A 19,338-nucleotide genomic window follows, 5' to 3' on the forward strand; every position below is an offset into this window, starting at 1 on the left:
GTAAAGAAGATGGTAATTGGAGTTACCGGGGGAATAGGTTCGGGTAAATCTGTTGTTACAAAACTGTTACATAATAAGTTTAATGCGGCTATCATAGATACTGATACTATAGGACATGAAGTAATGGAAGTAGGGAAGAAGGCTTATAATCAAGTTGTTGGTTGTTTTGGAAGGAAAGTCCTTGATTATGATAATTCTATTGATAGAAAAAAACTTGGGAGTATAGTATTTGGTAACAAGGAGTTACTGCTTAAGCTAAATAACATAATACATCCTGCTGTAGAGTTAGAGGTTGATAGCAGGATAGCAGAATTTAAGAAAAAAAATTATAATTATATTGCTTTAGAGACTGCACTTTTGATAAAAGTAGGGTATAATATAAAGTGTGATAAGATATGGTTTGTATATGCTGACAGTGATGTGAGGTTTAAAAGGCTTTATGACAATAGAGGAATAACTAAAGAACAGGCTGTAAAAATCTTTGAAAGCCAAAATTCAGAAGAAGAATTTAGAAAGATTGCAGATAATGTTATAGATAATTCAGGCACTGAATCAGAAACTGAAATTCAGATAAAAAATATATTAGAAAGCTATAGAGGAGGACACCATGCAGGAATTACCTGAAAGATTGGTATTTGGTCTTGATATTGGAACAAGGAGTTTGGTTGGAACTGTAGGTGCAAGAGAGGATGAGCATCAATTTAAAGTTTTTGCCATAGATCAGGTTGAACATGACACAAGGGCTATGCTTGACGGACAGATTCATGATATACCTAAGGTATCAGCATCAATAAGGAAGATGAAAAAGAGGCTTGAATCTAAGCTTGGCAGGGAACTTACTGAAGTTTCTATAGCGGCTGCAGGGCGTGTGCTTAAGACTGTAAATGTAAGTCCGTTCATAGAATTTACTGAAGAAACAGTAATACATGATGATGAAATCCATACTCTTGAAATGCTCGGTGTTGAAGAGGCATATAAGACTATTAGGGCAGCTGAAGATAATGGTAACGATTTTTATTGTGTAGGGTATTCTGTAATGCATTATTATATAAATGGGCAGCAGATGACTAATCTTGAGGAGCATAAGGGTACAAGAATAGATGCAGAATTAATAGCTACCTTTCTGCCACAAGATGTAGTAGATGATTTGTATGCAGCTGTGGAAAATGCAGGACTGAATGTAGCAAATCTTACCTTGGAGCCTATTGCAGCTATAGATGTAGCTATTCCTGAAAAGTTCAGACTTCTTAACATAGCTCTTGTGGATGTCGGAGCAGGTACTTCTGATATTTGTATAACAAATGACGGATGTGTAATAGCCTATGGAATGATTCCTCATGCAGGAGATGAGATAACAGAAATAATAGCAAGGCTTTGTCTTGTTGACTTTAATACAGCTGAACAGATTAAAAGAGATCTTACTGAAAATGACAAGGTGGAATTTAAGGATATAATGGATATTACTCAGACTATGAAGGCTGATGATATTCTTAAGACAATAGCTCCAACATTAAATTCCATTACAGAAGAAATAGCTGAGAAGATTAAGGAATTAAATGGAGGAAAGTCTGTAAGTGCAGTATTTGTAGTTGGAGGCGGAGGTAAGGTAAAAGGCTTTACAGAGCATATAGCAGAGGTACTTGGACTTCAAAATGACAGGGTAGCACTTAGAGGTAAAGAGGTACTTGGAGAGGTTGAATTTGCAGATGAGAGCATTGTAAAAGATCCACTTTTAGTTACTCCTATAGGTATATGTTACAGCTACTATGAGGCTAGAAATAATTTCATCTATGTTACATTAAACGGAAATAGAATTAAGCTTTATGATAATAACAGGCTTACTATATATGATGTATTAAGTCGTGACGGATTTTCAAATGATGACCTCTTTCCTAAGCGTGGAAAATCTATACATTATACCTTGGATGGTTCGAGAAGAAGCGAAAGAGGTGAGGTGGGAGAGCCTGCTGAAATCAGGTTAAACGGCAATATTGTAAGTATAAGCAAACCTATTTCTAAAAATGATATTATTACAATTAAGCCTTCTACAGAAGGAAGTCCTGCTAAGCTTTTGGTAAGTAAAATTAGAGAGATGGATAGTTCATTTAATATAATTTTTAATGGAAAAGAATTAAGCTGTCCAAAGCTTGCAGAAGTAAATGGGAAATTGGTGTCGGGTTTCTATGAAATAGCTGATGGTGATGATGTAGTTATAAGGAATTTTTATACATTACAGCAGATTATGGAAATGTTAGATCTTCCATATCATAGCGGTATTATGGTTAATAATATGGCAGCGAATGAGAATACGAAGATTTATGCTAATTTTACCGTTACTGATAATGCCTCTTATACTGAAGACGAAGTAGAGCAGGAGATGGCTTACAGCAGTTATGATGAACTACCTGATGATTACATAGAAGAGGAGCCTGTAATAGATATTAATTTTGTACCGGAGCCTTCTTATACAGAAACAGCAGATGCAATCACCTTTGGTACAGGAGAGGATGCGATTTCGATACCGATTGCAGCTCCGGAAAAAACTGACTTGCCACAGCCTGAAACAAATATAGCTAAGCCTGTCGACACCTTTAGTTTAGGTTCAGGAATGGCAGTTATGGAGGCACCATTTGAAAAATTAGAAGATGACTCTAATCAGACTAATGAGTTTGAACAGGAATCAAAGCAAATATCTAACCCATCAGCAAAAGATGTGACAGTTAAAGTAAATGATACATGGGTTACACTTAAGGGAAAGATACATTATCTACTGGTAGATGTGCTTGATTTCTATCCTTTTGATATGAGTGAATATAGAGGAAGGCTGATACTTGAAATAAATGGAGTGAGTGATATGGACTTTACTTCGCCGGTACATGATGGTGATCAGATTAGGATAGCGTGGAGTGAGTAATATTGAAAAAAATTTGTGGTTTACAACATTAGCCAGTGGCAGCAGTGGCAATTCAAGTATTGTAGGAGATGGTGAGGGAAATAGTATCCTTGTAGACTGTGGAATAAGTTGTAAAAGGATAGTGGACAGCTTAAATGAACTCTCTGTTGCAGCTGAAGATATAAAGGGAATCTTCATTACTCATGAGCATACAGACCATATAAACGGACTTATGATGCTTATGAAGAAATATAAGATACCTGTATTTGCAAGCCTTGGAACGCTTTTGGCAATAACAAAGAATAAGGGGTTTGATAATAGTTACAAAAAAATAATGCATAAATTTGACTCAAGCTGTAAATTCGACTTAAGTGGTTTTGAAGTAAACTGCTTTAATATTCCTCATGATGCCGCTGAACCTTTAGGTTTCAGTTTTATAAAGAATGGAGTAAAGGTATCAGTGTGTACTGATTTTGGGATAGTGACTGATGAAATTGAAGAAGGCCTTAGAGGCTCTAACGCAATGGTAGTTGAGGCAAATCATGATGAAAGGCTGCTTGAAGTAGGGAGATATCCATTTCATTTAAAACGAAGGATTTTGGGAGATAAGGGGCATATATCAAATGAAAATTCAGGAAAGCTGATAGCAAAAATATGGAATGAGAATATACAGCATATATTTTTAAGTCATCTGAGTGATGAGAATAATATGCCTGAATTAGCACTTGAAACGGTAAAATATGAGCTTTTTATGAAACACAAGAACTATGAGGACTACACTAAGATTGTAGTTGCAAATAGAAATAAGATTTCAGAGAAAGTTATAATCAAATCTTCTATGAATTAATAGATTGTATTATTTAGTTTAAAAGAATTTATAACATTGGTATAAAACCAAAGAATGGAGAAGATATGAAAAGAGCAATAATTACAGCGGTGGGAAAAGACAATGTAGGGCGTCTTGCAGAAATTTGTAATTACCTTGCAGAAAAGAAGATTAACATACTTGATGTATCTCAAACTCTGGTAGGTGGTTTTTTTAATCTTATGATTATAGTTGATGTTACAGATGTGGATAATGAATTTGCAACTGTAGTAGATGGTTTTATGAAAATGGGTGAAGAATGTGGATTTAAAACAAATATTCAGAGAGAAGAAATTTTTGATAAAATGCATCGTGTTTAATGTTTGAGGAAATGAAAGTAAATAATGAGTGCAGTCACCGTATTGATAAAAAATTATCAAAGATATGGGGGTTAAGAGAAATTTATGATTACATTAGGTGAGGTATTTGAGACAAATGAAATGATATGGAATGAACATTTAGATGTACGTACCATAACACTGGGAATTAGTCTTTTGGATTGTATTACAGATGATTTAGATAAATTAAATGATAACATTTATAAAAAAATAACTGAAACAGCTAAGGATTTGGTAAAAACAGGAGATGAAATTGGTAAGGAATTTGGAATTCCAATTGTAAATAAAAGAATATCGGTTACTCCTATAGCTCTTGTAGGAAATCCTGCCTGCAAGTCTGAAGAGGATTTTGTTTCGATTGCAAAAACCCTTGATAGGGCAGCAGAAGACACTGGTGTTAATTTCATAGGTGGATATTCTGCACTCGTATCTAAGGGAAGTACTCCTGCTGATAAATTATTGATAAAATCAATTCCAAAGGCACTTAATGAAACTGAGCATATATGCAGTTCGGTAAATTTAGGCTCTACCAGAACCGGAATAAATATGGATGCAGTTAAGTTGATGGGAGAAATTATCAAAGAAACTGCTGAGCTTACAAAAGATAGGGATTCAATAGGTTGTGCAAAACTTGTAGTTTTCTGTAATGCTCCTGATGACAATCCTTTCATGGCCGGTGCTTTTCATGGAGTGACTGAGGCTGATAAGATAATAAATGTTGGTGTAAGTGGACCGGGTGTTGTAAGGGCAGTGCTTAAAAATTCTGATGGTGATGATTTTGGTACACTCTGCGAAAAGATTAAAAAGACTGCATTTAAAATAACAAGGATAGGACAGCTAGTGGCACTTGAGGCTGAAAGAAGACTGGGTATTCCTTTTGGCATAGTTGATTTATCACTTGCACCTACGCCTGCAATAGGGGATTCCATTGCTGATATTTTTTATGAAATGGGACTTGAAAGAGCCGGTGCACCGGGGACAACAGCAGCACTTGCCCTATTAAATGATCAGGTCAAAAAAGGTGGAGTTATGGCCTCTTCTTATGTAGGAGGACTTAGTGGAGCTTTTATTCCTGTGAGTGAAGATCAAGGTATGATAAATGCTGTATTGGATGGAGCATTGAGTCTTGAAAAATTGGAGGCCATGACCTGTGTGTGCTCAGTAGGACTTGATATGGTAGCGATTCCGGGAGATACATCAGCTGCCACTATTTCAGGAATAATAGCAGATGAAATGGCAATTGGAATGATAAATCAGAAGACTACGGCTGTAAGGCTCATACCTGTTGCAGGGAAGACTGTTGGAGAACAGGCTGAGTTTGGTGGGCTTTTGGGCTATGCGCCAATTATGCCTGTAAATAAGTTTTCTTGTGAAAAATTTATTGGTAGAGGCGGAAGAATACCTGCTCCAATACATAGTTTTAAGAATTAATATAAAAAGGTTGGTTTATCCTATGGAAACTAAAATGTGGAGTGAATTTTTGGTACCTTACAGACTTGCAGTGGATGAACTTGTTGTAAAATTCAATCATATAATTGAAGGATATAGAGCCATGGGGCAGTATTCTCCTATTGAACAGGTAATAGGAAGGGTAAAGAGGATTTCCAGCATTATAGAAAAAGCAGGAAAAAAAGGAATCCCATTATACAATGTTGAAAATAATTTGGAAGATATTGCCGGAATAAGAATAATTTGTCAATTTGAGGATGACATTGCGAGTGTAATAAAAATGATTAAAAATCGTTCTGATCTGATTGTACATGAGGAAAAAGACTATATAAGTCATCAAAAGAAAAGCGGTTACAGAAGTTATCATATAATAGCCTCCTATAATGTAGAAACTTTGAGTGGAAAGAAGACGGTCAAGGTTGAAATACAGATTAGAACCCTTGCTATGAATTTTTGGGCTATAATAGAACATTCTCTTCAGTATAAGTATAAGGGAAATATGCCTAAGAATATATCTGAAAGACTTCAGAATGCAGCAGCTGCTATAGTTCAGCTGGATGTTGAAATGTCTGCAATCAGAAATGAGATTGTGGATGCACAGAATTCATTTAGAATCAGAGCAGGAATTGTATCCCAAATTCTTAATAACATTCAAAATCTTTATAAGGTAGCAAACGATAGGGAAGTAGCTAAGATACAGGATGAATTTTATGAGATTTATGCAGCAGGTGATTTAAATACTCTAATAAAATTTAGTAAAGACTTGGATGTAATAGCAGAAGGATATAGAAGTCAGAGCCTGCCGGAAAGGAATTTATAATATTTAATGATAAATTTACCTGAGAGTTTTTTAGAAAAAATTAAAAATATGCTTGGAGAGGAATATGATAATTTCCTTGAAAGCTATAATAAAAGTCCACTACAGGGACTTAGGCTAAATAGAACTAAGGTCTCTCCCGATGCTTGGGAGGGACTTTCTGTGGTTAAAATGAAATCTATACCTTGGATAGATAATGGTTTTTATTTTGATGGAAATGAGTTTGCAGCAACTAGGCATCCTTATTATTATGCAGGACTTTATTATATACAGGAGCCGTCTGCACAGACTCCGGCGAATATCCTTCAAGTTAGTCCGGGAGACAGGGTATTAGACCTTTGTGCTGCACCGGGTGGTAAAAGTACAGAGCTTGCAGCTAAGTTAAATGGAAAAGGTGTATTGGTATCAAATGATATATCTGCTACCAGAGCAAAAGCTCTACTTAAAAACTTAGGTGTATTCGGAATTAAAAATGCGTTGATTACAAGCGAAACGCCGAAAAATCTAAGTGATGTATTTACAGGATATTTTAACAAAATTCTTGTAGATGCACCATGTTCCGGTGAAGGAATGTTTAGGAAAGAGCCTGCCATTATAAAAAACTGGGAACAGTATGGTACCGGCTATTATAATGATTTACAAAAAGACATACTTCCTAATGCAGTTAACATGTTAGCTGATGATGGATATTTACTTTATTCAACCTGCACTTTTTCGCCTGATGAAAATGAGGGAACTATTGACTATATTTTAACAATGTTTCCTGAACTTGAGGTAGTTCCAATAAATGCGATATATGAAGGATTTGACTCAGGTCATCCTGAATGGATAAATTCGGATAAAGAAGAAATAAGAGGGGCTGTGCGTATCTGGCCACATAGAATGGATGGAGAAGGACATTTTCTTTGTCTTCTACATAAGAAAAGCACCGGATATCAAAGGTATTTTGAAACTAATGTAAAGAGAGTAAAGCTGTCTACTGAGGAAGAAAATTTTCTTAAAAGCTGGGGATTAACAAGTGAAGAACTGGAGAGACTGGAGTTGCATGGTGAAAAGCTCTATCTTATTCCTGAAGGAATTCCTGATGTTACCGGACTTAGAATTCTTAGAAATGGGCTTTATGTTGGAGATAGGAAAAAAGGAAGATTTGAACCAAGCGAACCTTTTGCTATGTCTCGTACCAAGAAAGAATCAAAGTATTTTCTTGATTTAGATGTAGATGATGAGAGGGTAATTAAATATTTAAAATGTGAAACAATAGAAGTGACAAAGGATGAAATTGTAAAAAATAAGCTTGACAAGGCAGAAAAGGGAGCTTTTATTCTGATTGGAATTAATGGTTTTCCGTTGGGATTTGGAAAACTTTCGGGTACTACGATAAAGAATAAGTACTTTTCGGGCTGGAGGATGATGTAGGGATTAATGGGAAAGTTCTATCTTAGATTTAAATTTTGAATTCATATTATTTACACCTTATATGTATTAAAAGTGCAAAATTTGCACTAACTTAAATATAGAGGCTCAAGATTCGGAAAGGATAGGAGGACAAAATGGAATATACAGTTAATTTAATGTGGGATAGTGAAGCAGCTGTATGGGTTGCCACAAGTGATGATATAATAGGACTTGTACTAGAAAGTGGGTCGCTTGATGTTTTAATAGAACGTGTAAGAACTGTTGCACCGGAACTCTTAGAACTCAACCATCAGCCAATTGAACATGCCAGTTTACTTTTTAAGTCCGAGAGACGTGAAGAGGTGTGTGCATAATGGCAGAATATGAAAAGGAAGTAAAAAATATTGGACAAAAATAAAAAAATGTGTTAGAATTGTAAAAAATAATTTGAGGGGTTGACAATACCATGATAGTAACTCAGACTATACATACATAGGTAGAAGTGCAAACTTATTGAAATTTAATATAATATCTGAGCAGTTGTTTTAATGAAAATTAGAACGACTGCTTTTTGTTGTTATATCTCCTTGCTAATTTATGAACTTGATATAGAATGAATGCATATGGATAATCTAATCATTAAAATACATTGTAACTTATTTTGAAAAAATTATAAAAATATGTAAATATAAAATAACGAAAATACAAAAAAACAACAAAATAAAATTGACGAATATGTGGTAAAATGGTAAAATAAAATTAACGAATTTGAGGAAAGGGCTGTATGTATTGTGTTCAAAAGGAAAATATATGATAAATTGTTAGAGTGGAAGGAAATGTCGGGAGGGAAAACTGCCGCATTGGTAGAAGGTCCTAGGCGGGTAGGTAAATCAACTGTTGTAGAAGAATTTGCTAAAAATGAGTATGAGAGTTATATTTTTATAGATTTTTTTACTGCTTCACATGAGACTAAAGAGTTGTTTGATGACTTATCAGATTTGAATTATATTTTTTTACAGTTACAGTTACAGTATCAGGTAAGATTAAATAAAAGAGCTTCTTGCATTGTATTTGATGAAGTACAGCTGTGTCCAAAGGCAAGACAAGCAATCAAAGCACTTGTAAAAGATGGAAGTTATGATTATATAGAGACAGGATCTCTGATATCAATCCATAAAAATGTTAAGGATATACTTATACCGAGTGAAGAACGGAAAATACATATGTATCCTATGGACTTTGAGGAATTTAGGTGGGCTCTGGGCGATGAGATATCAGTACCGATGCTCAGACAATTTTATGAATTAAGAAAACCGCTTGGTCAGGCTGTACACCGTAAGATAATGAGGGATTACAGGCTATATATGTTGGTAGGCGGAATGCCGCAGGCTGTAGAAGCTTTTATTAATAGTAATAACTTTAACGAAGTTGATAATGTGAAAAGGGACATTTTATCTTTGTATGAAGATGATTTTAGAAAGATTGATGCTACAGGCAAGATATCTGCACTATTTGATGCCATCCCTGCACAACTTATGGGAAACGCTTCAAGATATCAGGTTTCCAGTGTTATTGCCGGAAACAGAGCCGGAGATATTTTAGAACAGATAGCAGAATTAAAAGATTCAAGGACTGTACTTGTGTCATATAATGTAAATGATCCTAATGTTGGAATGGCACATAATAAAAATCTGGCGAAATTTAAGCTGTTTGTGGCTGATTCGGGACTTTTTGTATCACTGGCATTTAAAGATAGAAACTTTATTGATAATTATATATATTCAAGTTTGTTAAATGATAAGACGAGAGCTAATCTCGGATATTTATATGAAAACATAGTTGCCCAGACTTTGAAGGCAAATGGACATGAGCTGTATTACCATACTTTTTTAAATGAAAAGACAAGACATAACTATGAGATTGATTTTTTGATATCAAATAAAAACAAGATAAGCCCAATAGAGGTTAAAAGTTCTGGATACAGGAGTCATTCTTCAATAGATGCTTTTTCCTTAAAATTTTCTGAAAGAATTTCCAACAAAATTTTGCTCTATACAAAGGACTATTTCAAGGATGGTAATCTGGAGTATTTTCCGATGTATATGGCACAATTTTTTTAGGATACTTTAATCTCAAATTGGGGTTTAACTTTCCAGTTTGAATAAATATTATGAAACGGAGCAACCAATGTCAAAAACTATCAGACTTGATAAGTATTTATCAGATATGACTTCTGAAACCAGAAGTAAGGTTAAAGAATATATAAGAAAAGGCAGGGTTACGGCTAATGGAGTTGTTATTAAAAGTCCTGAAACAAAGGTAGATACAGATAATGATGAAATTTGCATAGATGGTAAACCGGTGGGATATGTAGAATATTATTACTATATGATGAATAAGCCACAGGGAGTAATTACCTCTACAGAGAAGGGAAAAACCAAGACAGTTATGGATGTTTTTAAGGAAACAGAAGTAAACTGTCCGAGATTTGATGAGCTTTCTCCTGTAGGAAGGCTTGATAAGGATACAGAAGGGCTTTTACTTATTACAAATGACGGGGAATTAAACCACAAACTTCTTTCTCCTAAAAATCATGTGGATAAGGTTTATTATGCAGAGCTTAGAAACCCTGTCAAAGCATCTGATATAGAGATTTTTTCAAGTGGGTTAGATTTGGGAGACTTTATTTGTAAACCTGCTAAGCTTGAAATCTGTGATTCCGAAAATAAATTTGTAGCTAAAATTACTATATCGGAAGGGAAATTCCATCAGGTAAAGCGCATGTTTGAGACTGTTTGCAATGAGGTTATGTACTTAAAGAGGCTTTCTATGGGAAGTCTTGTACTTGATGAAAATTTGGAATTAGGTGAAGTAAGAGAACTTACGGCAGAAGAAATAATAAGATTAAAAGAAATATAGGGAAAAAGTATTGAATAATTTGGGATAAATTGCCATTCAAATAAAAATATGCTATAATTTTAAAAATAAACATAGATTTTATCAGACAGAAAATATAAATTGGATTTTTAGGAGTAAACATGAAAGACAAATACCGGTATTACATTCAGGATATGGCAGTCATTACCTTTGCTACTTTCATAGTGGCAGTGGCTGTGTTCTTTTTTATGATGCCAAATAATTTGGCGATTGCAAGCATAGCTGGACTGGCAATAGTTTTACAGAAATTTATTCCACTTAGTGTAGCAACCATAAGCTTAATATTTAATATAGGGCTTTTAATTATAGGATTTATTTTTATTGGTAAGGAATTTGGAGGAAAAACAGTATATACATCAATAATTTTACCTATTTTCATAGGAATTTTGGAAAAGATATTTCCGTCATACAATGGACTTACCAATGATTCATTCTTAGATATGATATGCTATATCTTCGTAGTAAGTATAGGACTTAGTCTTTTATTTAATCACAATGCATCTTCCGGAGGACTTGACATAATAGTAAAACTTCTCAATAAGTATCTTCATATAGATAAGGGAAGGGCAATGTCACTTGCAGGAATGTTGGTTTCGCTTTCAGCTATTTTTGCTTATGATACTAAAACGGTGGTATTAAGCGTGCTTGGTACTTATTTAAATGGAATTATACTGGATTATTTCTTGTTTGGAACAAATATTAAAAAGAAGGTTTGTATTTTATCTAATAAAAGAGAGGATATTAAGAAGTTTATTCTCGAAAATATGCATAGTGGAGCTACCTTGTACAAAGTTGTGGGTGCTTATAATAATACTGAGCAGGAAGAAATAGTGGCAGTAGTAAATAAAAGGGAGTATGGAATGCTTATGCAGTATGTAAGAATGACAGATCCTGATGCATTTTTGACAGTATCGACAATTAATGAGATTATGTACAAGCCTAAGTGCTAAACTTATTGCTTGCAATCTATCTCTACTTATATTAGAATTAAAGTAATATATATTTAACAGAATTATTTGGAAGGAAGAAAAAGAATTGGCAGATATAAATAACACACAATATTTTAAAGAAGTAAGTGCTGTTCCTGAGATAGAGGTAGGGGATGTAATTAAAAAGGTATATGAGGCTCTTAATGAAAAGGGATATAATCCTGTCAATCAGCTTGTAGGTTATATTATGTCAGGGGATCCTACATATATAACAAACCATAATAATGCAAGAAGTATGATAATGAAGGTTGAGAGAGATGAACTGGTAGAAGAACTTATGGAACATTATATAGATTCATTTACCCATACTAAAAAGTCTATGTTCAAAGGTAAGCGTTAATGAGAATAATGGCACTTGATTTAGGCTCAAAGACCTGTGGTGTAGCTGTTACAGATGAATTAGGTTTAACGGCACAGGGACTTGAAGTTATTCGAAGAAAAGAAGAGAACAAACTCCGTCAGACCTTGGCAAGGATAGCTGAGTTGGTTAAGGAGTATAAGGTTTGTAAAATAGTATTAGGTTATCCGAAGAATATGGATGGTTCTATAAGTAAAAGGTGTGAGCTTTCGGAAGAATTTGCTAAAAAACTTACAGCAAGAACAGGAATAGAGGTTGTACTTTGGGATGAGAGGCTTACTACTGTAAGTGCGCATGAGATTATGATAGAGGCAGGCCTTAAAAGAGAAGAGCGAGAGAAAATTGTGGATAAGGTAGCTGCTGTATTTATTTTAGAAGATTATATGAATGTAAATAAAAAATAAAAATAAGAAATGGAGAAACTATGTTAGAGAATGAAGAATTGAGAACAATCGAGTTTGTTGACGAGGATGGAAAACGTGAAGATCACATAGTGCTTTGTCAAACAAGGTTAGCAGGTGTAAATTATCTTTTGGTTTCAGATGCTGAAATGGAAGATTTAGAAAATGATGATGAGACAGTCGATGTATTTATTATCAAAGAAGATAGTGTTTCAGAAGATGGTGAAGATGTAGTTTATAAGCTAGTTGAGGACGAAAAGGAAATTCTTACAGTGTCTAAGGTATTTGAAGAAATGATGGACGATGTAGATTTTGAGATAGAAGAGGAATAATGTAAACGAAGTATATCAGAACCTGAGGAATAGGTGAAGCCATGCAGAATGAAAAAGGAAATGAGAATTTTAAGGCATTACTTAAGTCAAAGGGCTTAAAAGTAACAGGGCAGCGATTAGCTGTCCTTGAAGTGTTGCAACAGAGAGAGGATGAACATCTTACAGCAGAAGAAATCTTTGATTTGGTCAGAGAGGATCATCCGGACATTGGACTGGCAACTGTATATCGTACAATTCAGTTGCTTTCAGACATGGGTATTATAGATAAACTGAGTCTTGATGATGGATTTATCAGATATGAGATTGGAAAATCGTCTGCAAGTGGACATAGACACCATCATCTGATTTGTCTTAGCTGTAACGGTGTATTTTCATTTGAAAAGGATTTTATGGAACCGCTTGAAAATGAGATTAATAAGCTCACAGGTTTTCAGGTTGTCAACCATGAGGTTAAACTCTACGGATATTGTAAGGCTTGCAGAGAGGCTAAAAATCAGGACTGATTTACTCCTAAACTAAGGAGGTAAAATGTCGGAAAATAATAATGACAAAAAGAACGATAAGAAATTTGGAAAATTGGTAGAGAGCATAGGAAAAGCTACAAATAAGTATAGGCGTACAAAAAGAGAAATTGAAGAATCAGCAAGCAAAACAGAGAAAATTATAAAAAATAAAACAGACAAAGGCCGTAAAATAAGACCGGAAGATGAAGGCATAGACATAGATAAACTTCCGGCTGTTTCTAAAATGAGAAAAGAAGTTTCAAGGGAAATAAAGCCAAGGAAGAATATAAAAGAGGTAAAATCACCTGTTAAGGGACTGAAGATTATACCACTTGGTGGACTTGAGCATATAGGCATGAATATTACTGCCTTTGAATATGAGGATAGCATTATAATCGTTGATTGTGGAATGTCATTTCCGGAAGATGATATGCTTGGAATAGACTGTGTGATTCCTAATGTCAATTATTTAAAAAAGAATATAGATAAGGTTAAAGGCTTTGTTATTACACATGGCCATGAAGATCATATTGGCGCACTTCCGTATATATTAAAAGATATTAATGTGCCTGTGTATGCTACAAGGCTTACAGTTGCGATTTTGGAGAGCAAATTAAGCGAAAGAAATATGCTTAAGAGTACTAAAAGAAAGATATTAAAATATGGACAGTCAATTAATTTAGGTTGCTTTAGGATTGAATTTATAAGGACTAACCATAGCATAAGTGATGCAGCAGCATTAGCTATATATTCTCCGGTTGGTACGATAGTTCATACAGGTGATTTTAAGGTTGATTATACTCCTGTATTTGGAGATCCGATTGATTTACAGAGGTTCGGTGAAATAGGCCGTAAAGGTGTGCTGGCACTTATGTGTGAGTCTACTAATGTTTTAAAACCGGGATTTACAATGTCTGAAAGATCAGTTGGGAAAACCTTTGATAATATCTTTGCTGAAAATAAAAATAACAGGATTATAGTAGCTACTTTTGCATCAAATGTTGACAGAGTTCAGCAGATTATAAATTCAGCTGAGAACTTTGGAAGAAAGGTAGTTGTAGACGGACGGAGCATGGTCAATATAATAACCATAGCAAGAGAACTTGGCTACATTAACTTAAAAGAAAATACCCTTATAAATATAGACCAAATGAAGGATTATTCGGATGAACAGCTTGTACTTATAACTACAGGAAGTCAGGGGGAAGCTATGGCTGCACTTTCAAGAATGGCTGCATCTATCCATAAGAAAGTAAGTATTAAGCCCGGTGATACCATAGTATTTAGCTCTACACCAATTCCGGGAAATGAGAAATCAGTTTCAAGGGTGATTAATGAATTATATCTTAAAGGGGCAAAAGTAATTTTTCAGGATGCCCATGTTTCGGGTCATGCCTGCCAAGAAGAAATAAAGCTTATGTATTCACTTATTAAGCCAAAGTATTCTATTCCTATCCATGGTGAGTACAGACATTTGGTTCGTCATGCTGAACTTGCAGAAGAAATGGGTATACCAAAAGAAAATATTTTCATACTCAAAAATGGTAATGTACTTGAAATCAAGGAGGATGGTGGAAAAGTTGTTGACCAAGTGGAATGTAAGGGAATCATGGTTGATGGACTTGGAATAGGTGATGTAGGCAATGCTGTGATGAGAGATAGGCAAAAACTTTCAGAGGATGGTCTTGTTATAGTAACATTTGCTATGGAAAAGGGAAGTAACCTTATGGTTTCTGATGCAGAAATTGTAACAAAGGGATTCATCTATGTAAAAGAATCAGATACAATACTGAAAGAAGCAATGAATACTGTAAATGAGGCACTTATCAGGTGCCAGGATAAGGGAACTATTGAAAGAAATAGAATTAGAAATGAAATAAGAGATGCATTAAGTGATTTTATTTGGAAACAGACAAAGCGCTCTCCAATGATTATTACTATAATTACAGATGTCGAATATTGATGTAGGAGGTGAATTGGTGGCAGCCGGTAGAAGAACAGGAAGGATTGTATTAAATATATTTGGAGCAGTTATACATATTTTTCTGAATATAATATTTTATATGGTAATAGTTTACATGGTCATTAAAGCCAGTAATTATACCTATGACTTTGCTTACCAGGTATTCGGCTCGGTATCTGTTACCAAGGACTCAGGATATATTACAGAACTTACTATAAATAAAGGTGAGTCAACAATGGAGGTAGCAAGGCTACTTGAAGTAAAGAAGGTAATACCTAATAAGTATTCTTTTTATGTTAGAGCTAAGTTGACTAAACTCAATATTTTGCCCGGAACTTATAAGGTCAGCAGTGACATGGATTATGACCAGATTTTTAAAGTAATAACTACGCCAAGTAAAAGTACGGAGAAGAAAAAATGATGGTTGAGCATGAAAGATTTGAAAACTTCTTGGAAAGTATTCCGGATGGGCTACCGGAGCATCTTGCAGAGTTAGAAATTCAAAGCATAAAAGAGAATGTTCCTATTATAAGGAAAGGAAGTCAACATCTGATAAGGTTTATGCTGGAGCTAAAAAAACCTTTGAATATACTTGAAGTCGGTACTGCCACAGGTTTTTCGTCCTTATTTATGCTTGAATTTTTGGATAAAAAGGCTAAAATAACTACCATCGAAAAAATGGAAGAAAGAGCCTTAAAGGCGAAGGAGAATTTTAAAAGATTTGATGAAAACAGGCAGATAACTCTTATAAAGGGTGATGCTATAGAGATTTTAGATGAATTTGTATCTAAGGGAAACTCATACGATTTTATATTTATGGATGCAGCAAAGGGGCAGTATATTAATTTTTTTGAAAATATAAAAGAACTGTTATTACCTCAGGGAATACTTATTACGGATAATATGCTCCAGGAGGGCAGACTTCTTGATTCAAGGTACACAGTGGTAAGAAGAGATAGGACGATTCATGCCAGAATGAGGGAGTATGTGAATGTACTTCTTAAGGATAAGGATTTTGAAACCATGCTTTTAGAAGTAGGTGACGGTATGGCAGTGTCTATTAAAAAGTAAATTTAGAATGGAAGATTAGATGGAAGAAAATATTGAATTAAAGAAACCGGAGTTATTGATTCCGGCAAGCTGTCTTGAAGTACTTAAGCTTGCTATTAAATATGGTGCAGATGCCGTATATATAGGTGGAGAAATGTATGGACTGAGGGCAAAGGCGAAGAACTTTTCAAGAGAAGACATGGAAGAGGGAGTAAGGTATGCCCACGAAAAGGGAAAGAGAGTGTTTGTTACAGCAAATATCACAGCACATGATAAAGATTTGGATGGAGTAAGAGAATATTTTAAGGAGCTTAAAGAAATAAAGCCTGATGCAATCATTATTTCAGATCCGGGTGTGTTTATGATTGCTAAGGAGGTAGTTCCTGAAATAGAAATCCACATCAGCACGCAGGCAAATAATGTAAATTATGCTGATTTTAATTTTTGGTATGGACTTGGTGCTAAAAGAGTGGTATCTGCAAGGGAGCTTTCTTTAGATGAGATAGCAGAAATTAGAAAAAATATTCCTGCTGACAGAGAAATAGAAACCTTTGTGCATGGAGCAATGTGTATGGCTTATTCAGGTAGATGTCTGCTATCTAATTATATGACTGGAAGGGATGCCAATCAGGGTGCTTGTACCCATCCTTGCCGTTGGAAATATCATGTAGTTGAAGAAAACAGACCCGGAGAATATATGCCTATTGAAGAAAATGAAAGAGGTACATACATATTTAACTCTAAAGATCTTTGTATGATAGACTATGTACCGGAACTTGTTAAGGCCGGAATAGACAGCTTTAAGATTGAAGGCCGTATGAAGACTGCTCTTTATGTAGCTACAGTGGCAAGAACCTATAGAAAGGCTATTGATGACTGGTTTGAGTCCACTGTTTTATTTGAGGCCAATAAAGATTGGTATGCAGAAGAAATTAAAAAATGTACCTATCGTAATTTTACAACCGGATTTTTCTTCAATAAGCCTGACAGTAATTCGCAGATTTATGACAATAATACATATGTAACAGGATGTAAGTATTATGGACACATAGATAAAGTTAATGAAGATGGAACGGCTATTTTTGAGCAGAAAAATAAATTCAGTGTCGGTGATAAGATTCAGATTATGAAGGCTGATGGCAGAGATATAGATGCAGAAGTTCTTAAAATGTGGGATGAGAATGGGGTCGAGATACAAGCTTGCCCACATCCTCAGTCCATAGTTAAGATAAAGTTTGATACGGCAGTAGAAGTTATGGACATAATGCGCAGTGCAGAAACAGAATAGGAGGAAGGTATGGACGACAAGAAACTTTATGAAGAGTGGCTTACAAGCCCTGTATTTGATGAGGCAACAAAGGCAGAGCTTAAGGCAATAGCCGGTAATGATGCAGAAATAAGAGACAGATTTTACAAGGATCTGGAGTTTGGTACGGGAGGACTCAGAGGTGTAGTCGGTGCAGGTACAAATCGTATGAACCTTTATACTGTACGAAGAGCGACTCAGGGACTTGCAAAGTACATCTTAAATAAGGGGGCAGAGGCTAAGGGAGTTGCAATATCCTTTGATTCAAGACATTTTTCACCTGAATTTGCAGAGGCAGCAGCTCTTACATTAAATGCAAACGGCATAAAGGCTTATGTTTTTGATGCACTTCGTCCAACACCTGAGCTTTCTTATGCTGTAAGAGAACTGGGGTGCACAGCAGGAATAATGGTTACAGCAAGCCATAACCCACCGGAATACAATGGGTATAAGGTATACTGGGATGACGGATGCCAGATAACAGCACCGGTAGATAAGGATATAATTGATCTTGTTAAAGATACAGCATATTCAGACATAAAGACTATGGATAAGGAAGAGGCTGTTAAAGCAGGGCTTTTCAATGTAATTGGCAGTGAAATGGATGATAAGTATGTGGCTGAACTTAAGAAACTCATTCTCAGTCCTGAAATTATAAAGAAACAGGCAGAGAACTTAAAAATAGTTTACACTCCTTTCCATGGTACTGGAAATGTACCTGTACAGAGAATGCTTAAGGAATTAGGATTTAAGGAAGTTTATATAGTTAAGGAGCAGGAAGAGCCGGATGGAGATTTCACTACTCTTGATTATCCTAACCCTGAAGATGAAAAGGCATTTGAACTTGCACTTAAATTAGCAAAAGAAAAGGATGCAGACATAGTTCTTGCAAATGATCCTGATGCAGATCGTCTTGGTGTATATGCAAAGGATAAGAAAACAGGAAAATATATTCAGTTTACCGGAAATATGTCAGGTATGCTCCTTGCTGAATATGAGCTGTCAGTGAAGAAAGATAAGGGACTTCTTAAAGATGACAGTACCCTTATTACTACAATAGTTTCCACGAATCTTGCATTTAAGATAGCAGAATACTACAATTTGGATTTAATTGAGGTACTTACAGGCTTTAAGTTCATAGGTGAGAAGATTAAGGGCTTTGAGGAAAAAGGTAGAGGAACTTATGAATTTGGTTTTGAAGAGAGTTATGGTTGCCTTATTGGAACTCATGCGAGAGATAAGGACGGAATTATGGCAGTTGTAGGGCTTTGTGAGGCTGCTGCATATTATATGGATAAAGGACTTACTCTTTGGGATCAGATGTTAAATATGTATGAGAAGTACGGATACTTCAAAGAGGGCATCTATACAATGACTCTTGCAGGTGAGGATGGAGCTAAGCGTATCAATGAAATACTTGATAATCTTCGTAAAAATCCTCCAACAGAGCTTGCAGGGTATAAGGTGCTTAAGACAAGAGATTATGCAAATGATGTTGTTAAGGATTTAACTACAGGTGAAACAGGAACAACAGGACTTCCTAAGTCAAATGTACTTTATTTTGATATGACAAGCGATGCATGGTTCTGTGTAAGACCTTCAGGAACTGAGCCAAAGATTAAGTTCTATGCAGGAATAAAAGGAAATAGCTTAGAGGATGCTGAGGATAAGTTAAATAAGGTACTTGCAGAGCTTAAAAAACTTGGAGATTGATGAAATAGATTTCATATAAATATTAAGGA

Annotated in this window: 20 protein-coding genes; all 20 read left to right on the forward strand. The window is 35.1% G+C overall.

Features of this window, described 5'->3' with window-relative positions:
* Positions 1-9: 9 nt before the first annotated feature.
* The 20 genes from coaE to ACTTG8_RS03850 all read left to right on the forward strand — a co-directional run bounded on the left by coaE (position 10) and on the right by ACTTG8_RS03850 (position 19,309).
* Positions 10-624, forward strand: coding sequence for a dephospho-CoA kinase (coaE, locus tag ACTTG8_RS03755; protein WP_442560787.1), 615 nt, complete (start codon positions 10-12; stop codon positions 622-624).
* Positions 608-2,914: a cell division protein FtsA gene (locus tag ACTTG8_RS03760; RefSeq protein ID WP_442560788.1), complete on the forward strand. Its 2,307-nt coding sequence runs from the start codon at positions 608-610 to the stop codon at positions 2,912-2,914. Before coaE ends, ACTTG8_RS03760 begins: the two co-directional genes overlap by 17 nt.
* Entirely contained in the window at positions 2,907-3,740 is an 834-nt protein-coding gene (locus ACTTG8_RS03765; protein ID WP_442560789.1) for an MBL fold metallo-hydrolase, read from the forward strand. Before ACTTG8_RS03760 ends, ACTTG8_RS03765 begins: the two co-directional genes overlap by 8 nt.
* A 65-nt stretch (positions 3,741-3,805) precedes the next feature.
* Positions 3,806-4,078 (forward strand): ACT domain-containing protein, encoded by a 273-nt coding sequence (locus tag ACTTG8_RS03770; RefSeq protein ID WP_442560790.1) that lies wholly within the window; start codon positions 3,806-3,808, stop codon positions 4,076-4,078.
* Between the two features lie 84 nt (positions 4,079-4,162).
* Positions 4,163-5,527 carry a PFL family protein gene (locus ACTTG8_RS03775; protein WP_442560791.1) on the forward strand — a complete coding sequence of 455 codons (1,365 nt, stop codon included), beginning with the start codon at positions 4,163-4,165 and terminating at the stop codon, positions 5,525-5,527.
* 22 nt (positions 5,528-5,549) lie between these two features.
* On the forward strand, positions 5,550-6,365 hold the full coding sequence (locus ACTTG8_RS03780) for a GTP pyrophosphokinase (RefSeq protein WP_442560828.1): 816 nt from the start codon (positions 5,550-5,552) through the stop codon (positions 6,363-6,365).
* A gap of 6 nt (positions 6,366-6,371) precedes the next feature.
* Positions 6,372-7,778 (forward strand): RsmB/NOP family class I SAM-dependent RNA methyltransferase, encoded by a 1,407-nt coding sequence (locus ACTTG8_RS03785; RefSeq protein ID WP_442560792.1) that lies wholly within the window; start codon positions 6,372-6,374, stop codon positions 7,776-7,778.
* Positions 7,779-7,912: 134 nt separating this feature from the next.
* Positions 7,913-8,131: a DUF1902 domain-containing protein gene (locus ACTTG8_RS03790; protein WP_442560793.1), complete on the forward strand. Its 219-nt coding sequence runs from the start codon at positions 7,913-7,915 to the stop codon at positions 8,129-8,131.
* Positions 8,132-8,548: 417 nt separating this feature from the next.
* Positions 8,549-9,877: an ATP-binding protein gene (locus ACTTG8_RS03795; RefSeq protein ID WP_442560794.1), complete on the forward strand. Its 1,329-nt coding sequence runs from the start codon at positions 8,549-8,551 to the stop codon at positions 9,875-9,877.
* A gap of 67 nt (positions 9,878-9,944) precedes the next feature.
* Positions 9,945-10,676: a pseudouridine synthase gene (locus tag ACTTG8_RS03800; RefSeq protein WP_442560795.1), complete on the forward strand. Its 732-nt coding sequence runs from the start codon at positions 9,945-9,947 to the stop codon at positions 10,674-10,676.
* 119 nt (positions 10,677-10,795) lie between these two features.
* Entirely contained in the window at positions 10,796-11,644 is an 849-nt protein-coding gene (locus tag ACTTG8_RS03805; protein WP_442560796.1) for a YitT family protein, read from the forward strand.
* Positions 11,645-11,729: 85 nt separating this feature from the next.
* A complete protein-coding gene (locus ACTTG8_RS03810) occupies positions 11,730-12,023 on the forward strand; it encodes an IreB family regulatory phosphoprotein (RefSeq protein WP_442552865.1) in 294 nt (97 codons plus the stop codon).
* The gene (gene ruvX / locus ACTTG8_RS03815) at positions 12,023-12,445 is read left to right on the forward strand and encodes a Holliday junction resolvase RuvX (RefSeq protein ID WP_442560797.1); all 423 of its coding nucleotides are present in this window, start codon (positions 12,023-12,025) and stop codon (positions 12,443-12,445) included. The genes ACTTG8_RS03810 and ruvX overlap by 1 nt, the downstream gene beginning before the upstream one ends.
* A 20-nt stretch (positions 12,446-12,465) precedes the next feature.
* Positions 12,466-12,774: a DUF1292 domain-containing protein gene (locus tag ACTTG8_RS03820; RefSeq protein WP_442560798.1), complete on the forward strand. Its 309-nt coding sequence runs from the start codon at positions 12,466-12,468 to the stop codon at positions 12,772-12,774.
* A gap of 41 nt (positions 12,775-12,815) precedes the next feature.
* Positions 12,816-13,277: a Fur family transcriptional regulator gene (locus ACTTG8_RS03825; protein WP_442560799.1), complete on the forward strand. Its 462-nt coding sequence runs from the start codon at positions 12,816-12,818 to the stop codon at positions 13,275-13,277.
* Between the two features lie 244 nt (positions 13,278-13,521).
* Entirely contained in the window at positions 13,522-15,240 is a 1,719-nt protein-coding gene (locus ACTTG8_RS03830; protein ID WP_442560829.1) for a ribonuclease J, read from the forward strand.
* Positions 15,227-15,661, forward strand: a complete 435-nt coding sequence (locus ACTTG8_RS03835; RefSeq protein ID WP_442560800.1) for a hypothetical protein — start codon at positions 15,227-15,229, stop codon at positions 15,659-15,661. Before ACTTG8_RS03830 ends, ACTTG8_RS03835 begins: the two co-directional genes overlap by 14 nt.
* On the forward strand, positions 15,658-16,311 hold the full coding sequence (locus ACTTG8_RS03840) for an O-methyltransferase (RefSeq protein ID WP_442560801.1): 654 nt from the start codon (positions 15,658-15,660) through the stop codon (positions 16,309-16,311). Before ACTTG8_RS03835 ends, ACTTG8_RS03840 begins: the two co-directional genes overlap by 4 nt.
* 19 nt (positions 16,312-16,330) lie before the next feature.
* Positions 16,331-17,578, forward strand: coding sequence for a peptidase U32 family protein (locus ACTTG8_RS03845; RefSeq protein WP_442560802.1), 1,248 nt, complete (start codon positions 16,331-16,333; stop codon positions 17,576-17,578).
* A gap of 9 nt (positions 17,579-17,587) precedes the next feature.
* Positions 17,588-19,309, forward strand: coding sequence for a phospho-sugar mutase (locus ACTTG8_RS03850; protein WP_442560803.1), 1,722 nt, complete (start codon positions 17,588-17,590; stop codon positions 19,307-19,309).
* The last annotated feature ends 29 nt before the right edge of the window (positions 19,310-19,338 follow it).

The organism is Catonella sp. (assembly GCF_052173895.1).
Taxonomy (GTDB): domain Bacteria; phylum Bacillota; class Clostridia; order Lachnospirales; family Lachnospiraceae; genus Catonella.

Excerpts from the sequence above, each read along its gene's own strand:
- ACTTG8_RS03850 (WP_442560803.1), top strand. The coding sequence starts at position 17,588 with ATGGACGACAAGAAACTTTATGAAGAGTGGCTTACAAGCCCTGTATTT.
- ACTTG8_RS03830 (WP_442560829.1), top strand. The coding sequence starts at position 13,522 with ATGAGAAAAGAAGTTTCAAGGGAAATAAAGCCAAGGAAGAATATAAAA.
- ACTTG8_RS03805 (WP_442560796.1), top strand. The coding sequence starts at position 10,796 with ATGAAAGACAAATACCGGTATTACATTCAGGATATGGCAGTCATTACC.
- coaE (WP_442560787.1), top strand. The coding sequence starts at position 10 with ATGGTAATTGGAGTTACCGGGGGAATAGGTTCGGGTAAATCTGTTGTT.
- ruvX (WP_442560797.1), top strand. The coding sequence starts at position 12,023 with ATGAGAATAATGGCACTTGATTTAGGCTCAAAGACCTGTGGTGTAGCT.
- ACTTG8_RS03845 (WP_442560802.1), top strand. The coding sequence starts at position 16,331 with ATGGAAGAAAATATTGAATTAAAGAAACCGGAGTTATTGATTCCGGCA.
- ACTTG8_RS03825 (WP_442560799.1), top strand. The coding sequence starts at position 12,816 with ATGCAGAATGAAAAAGGAAATGAGAATTTTAAGGCATTACTTAAGTCA.
- ACTTG8_RS03780 (WP_442560828.1), top strand. The coding sequence starts at position 5,550 with ATGGAAACTAAAATGTGGAGTGAATTTTTGGTACCTTACAGACTTGCA.
- ACTTG8_RS03775 (WP_442560791.1), top strand. The coding sequence starts at position 4,163 with ATGATTACATTAGGTGAGGTATTTGAGACAAATGAAATGATATGGAAT.
- ACTTG8_RS03800 (WP_442560795.1), top strand. The coding sequence starts at position 9,945 with ATGTCAAAAACTATCAGACTTGATAAGTATTTATCAGATATGACTTCT.
- ACTTG8_RS03840 (WP_442560801.1), top strand. The coding sequence starts at position 15,658 with ATGATGGTTGAGCATGAAAGATTTGAAAACTTCTTGGAAAGTATTCCG.
- ACTTG8_RS03770 (WP_442560790.1), top strand. The coding sequence starts at position 3,806 with ATGAAAAGAGCAATAATTACAGCGGTGGGAAAAGACAATGTAGGGCGT.
- ACTTG8_RS03785 (WP_442560792.1), top strand. The coding sequence starts at position 6,372 with ATGATAAATTTACCTGAGAGTTTTTTAGAAAAAATTAAAAATATGCTT.
- ACTTG8_RS03835 (WP_442560800.1), top strand. The coding sequence starts at position 15,227 with ATGTCGAATATTGATGTAGGAGGTGAATTGGTGGCAGCCGGTAGAAGA.
- ACTTG8_RS03820 (WP_442560798.1), top strand. The coding sequence starts at position 12,466 with ATGTTAGAGAATGAAGAATTGAGAACAATCGAGTTTGTTGACGAGGAT.
- ACTTG8_RS03790 (WP_442560793.1), top strand. The coding sequence starts at position 7,913 with ATGGAATATACAGTTAATTTAATGTGGGATAGTGAAGCAGCTGTATGG.
- ACTTG8_RS03760 (WP_442560788.1), top strand. The coding sequence starts at position 608 with ATGCAGGAATTACCTGAAAGATTGGTATTTGGTCTTGATATTGGAACA.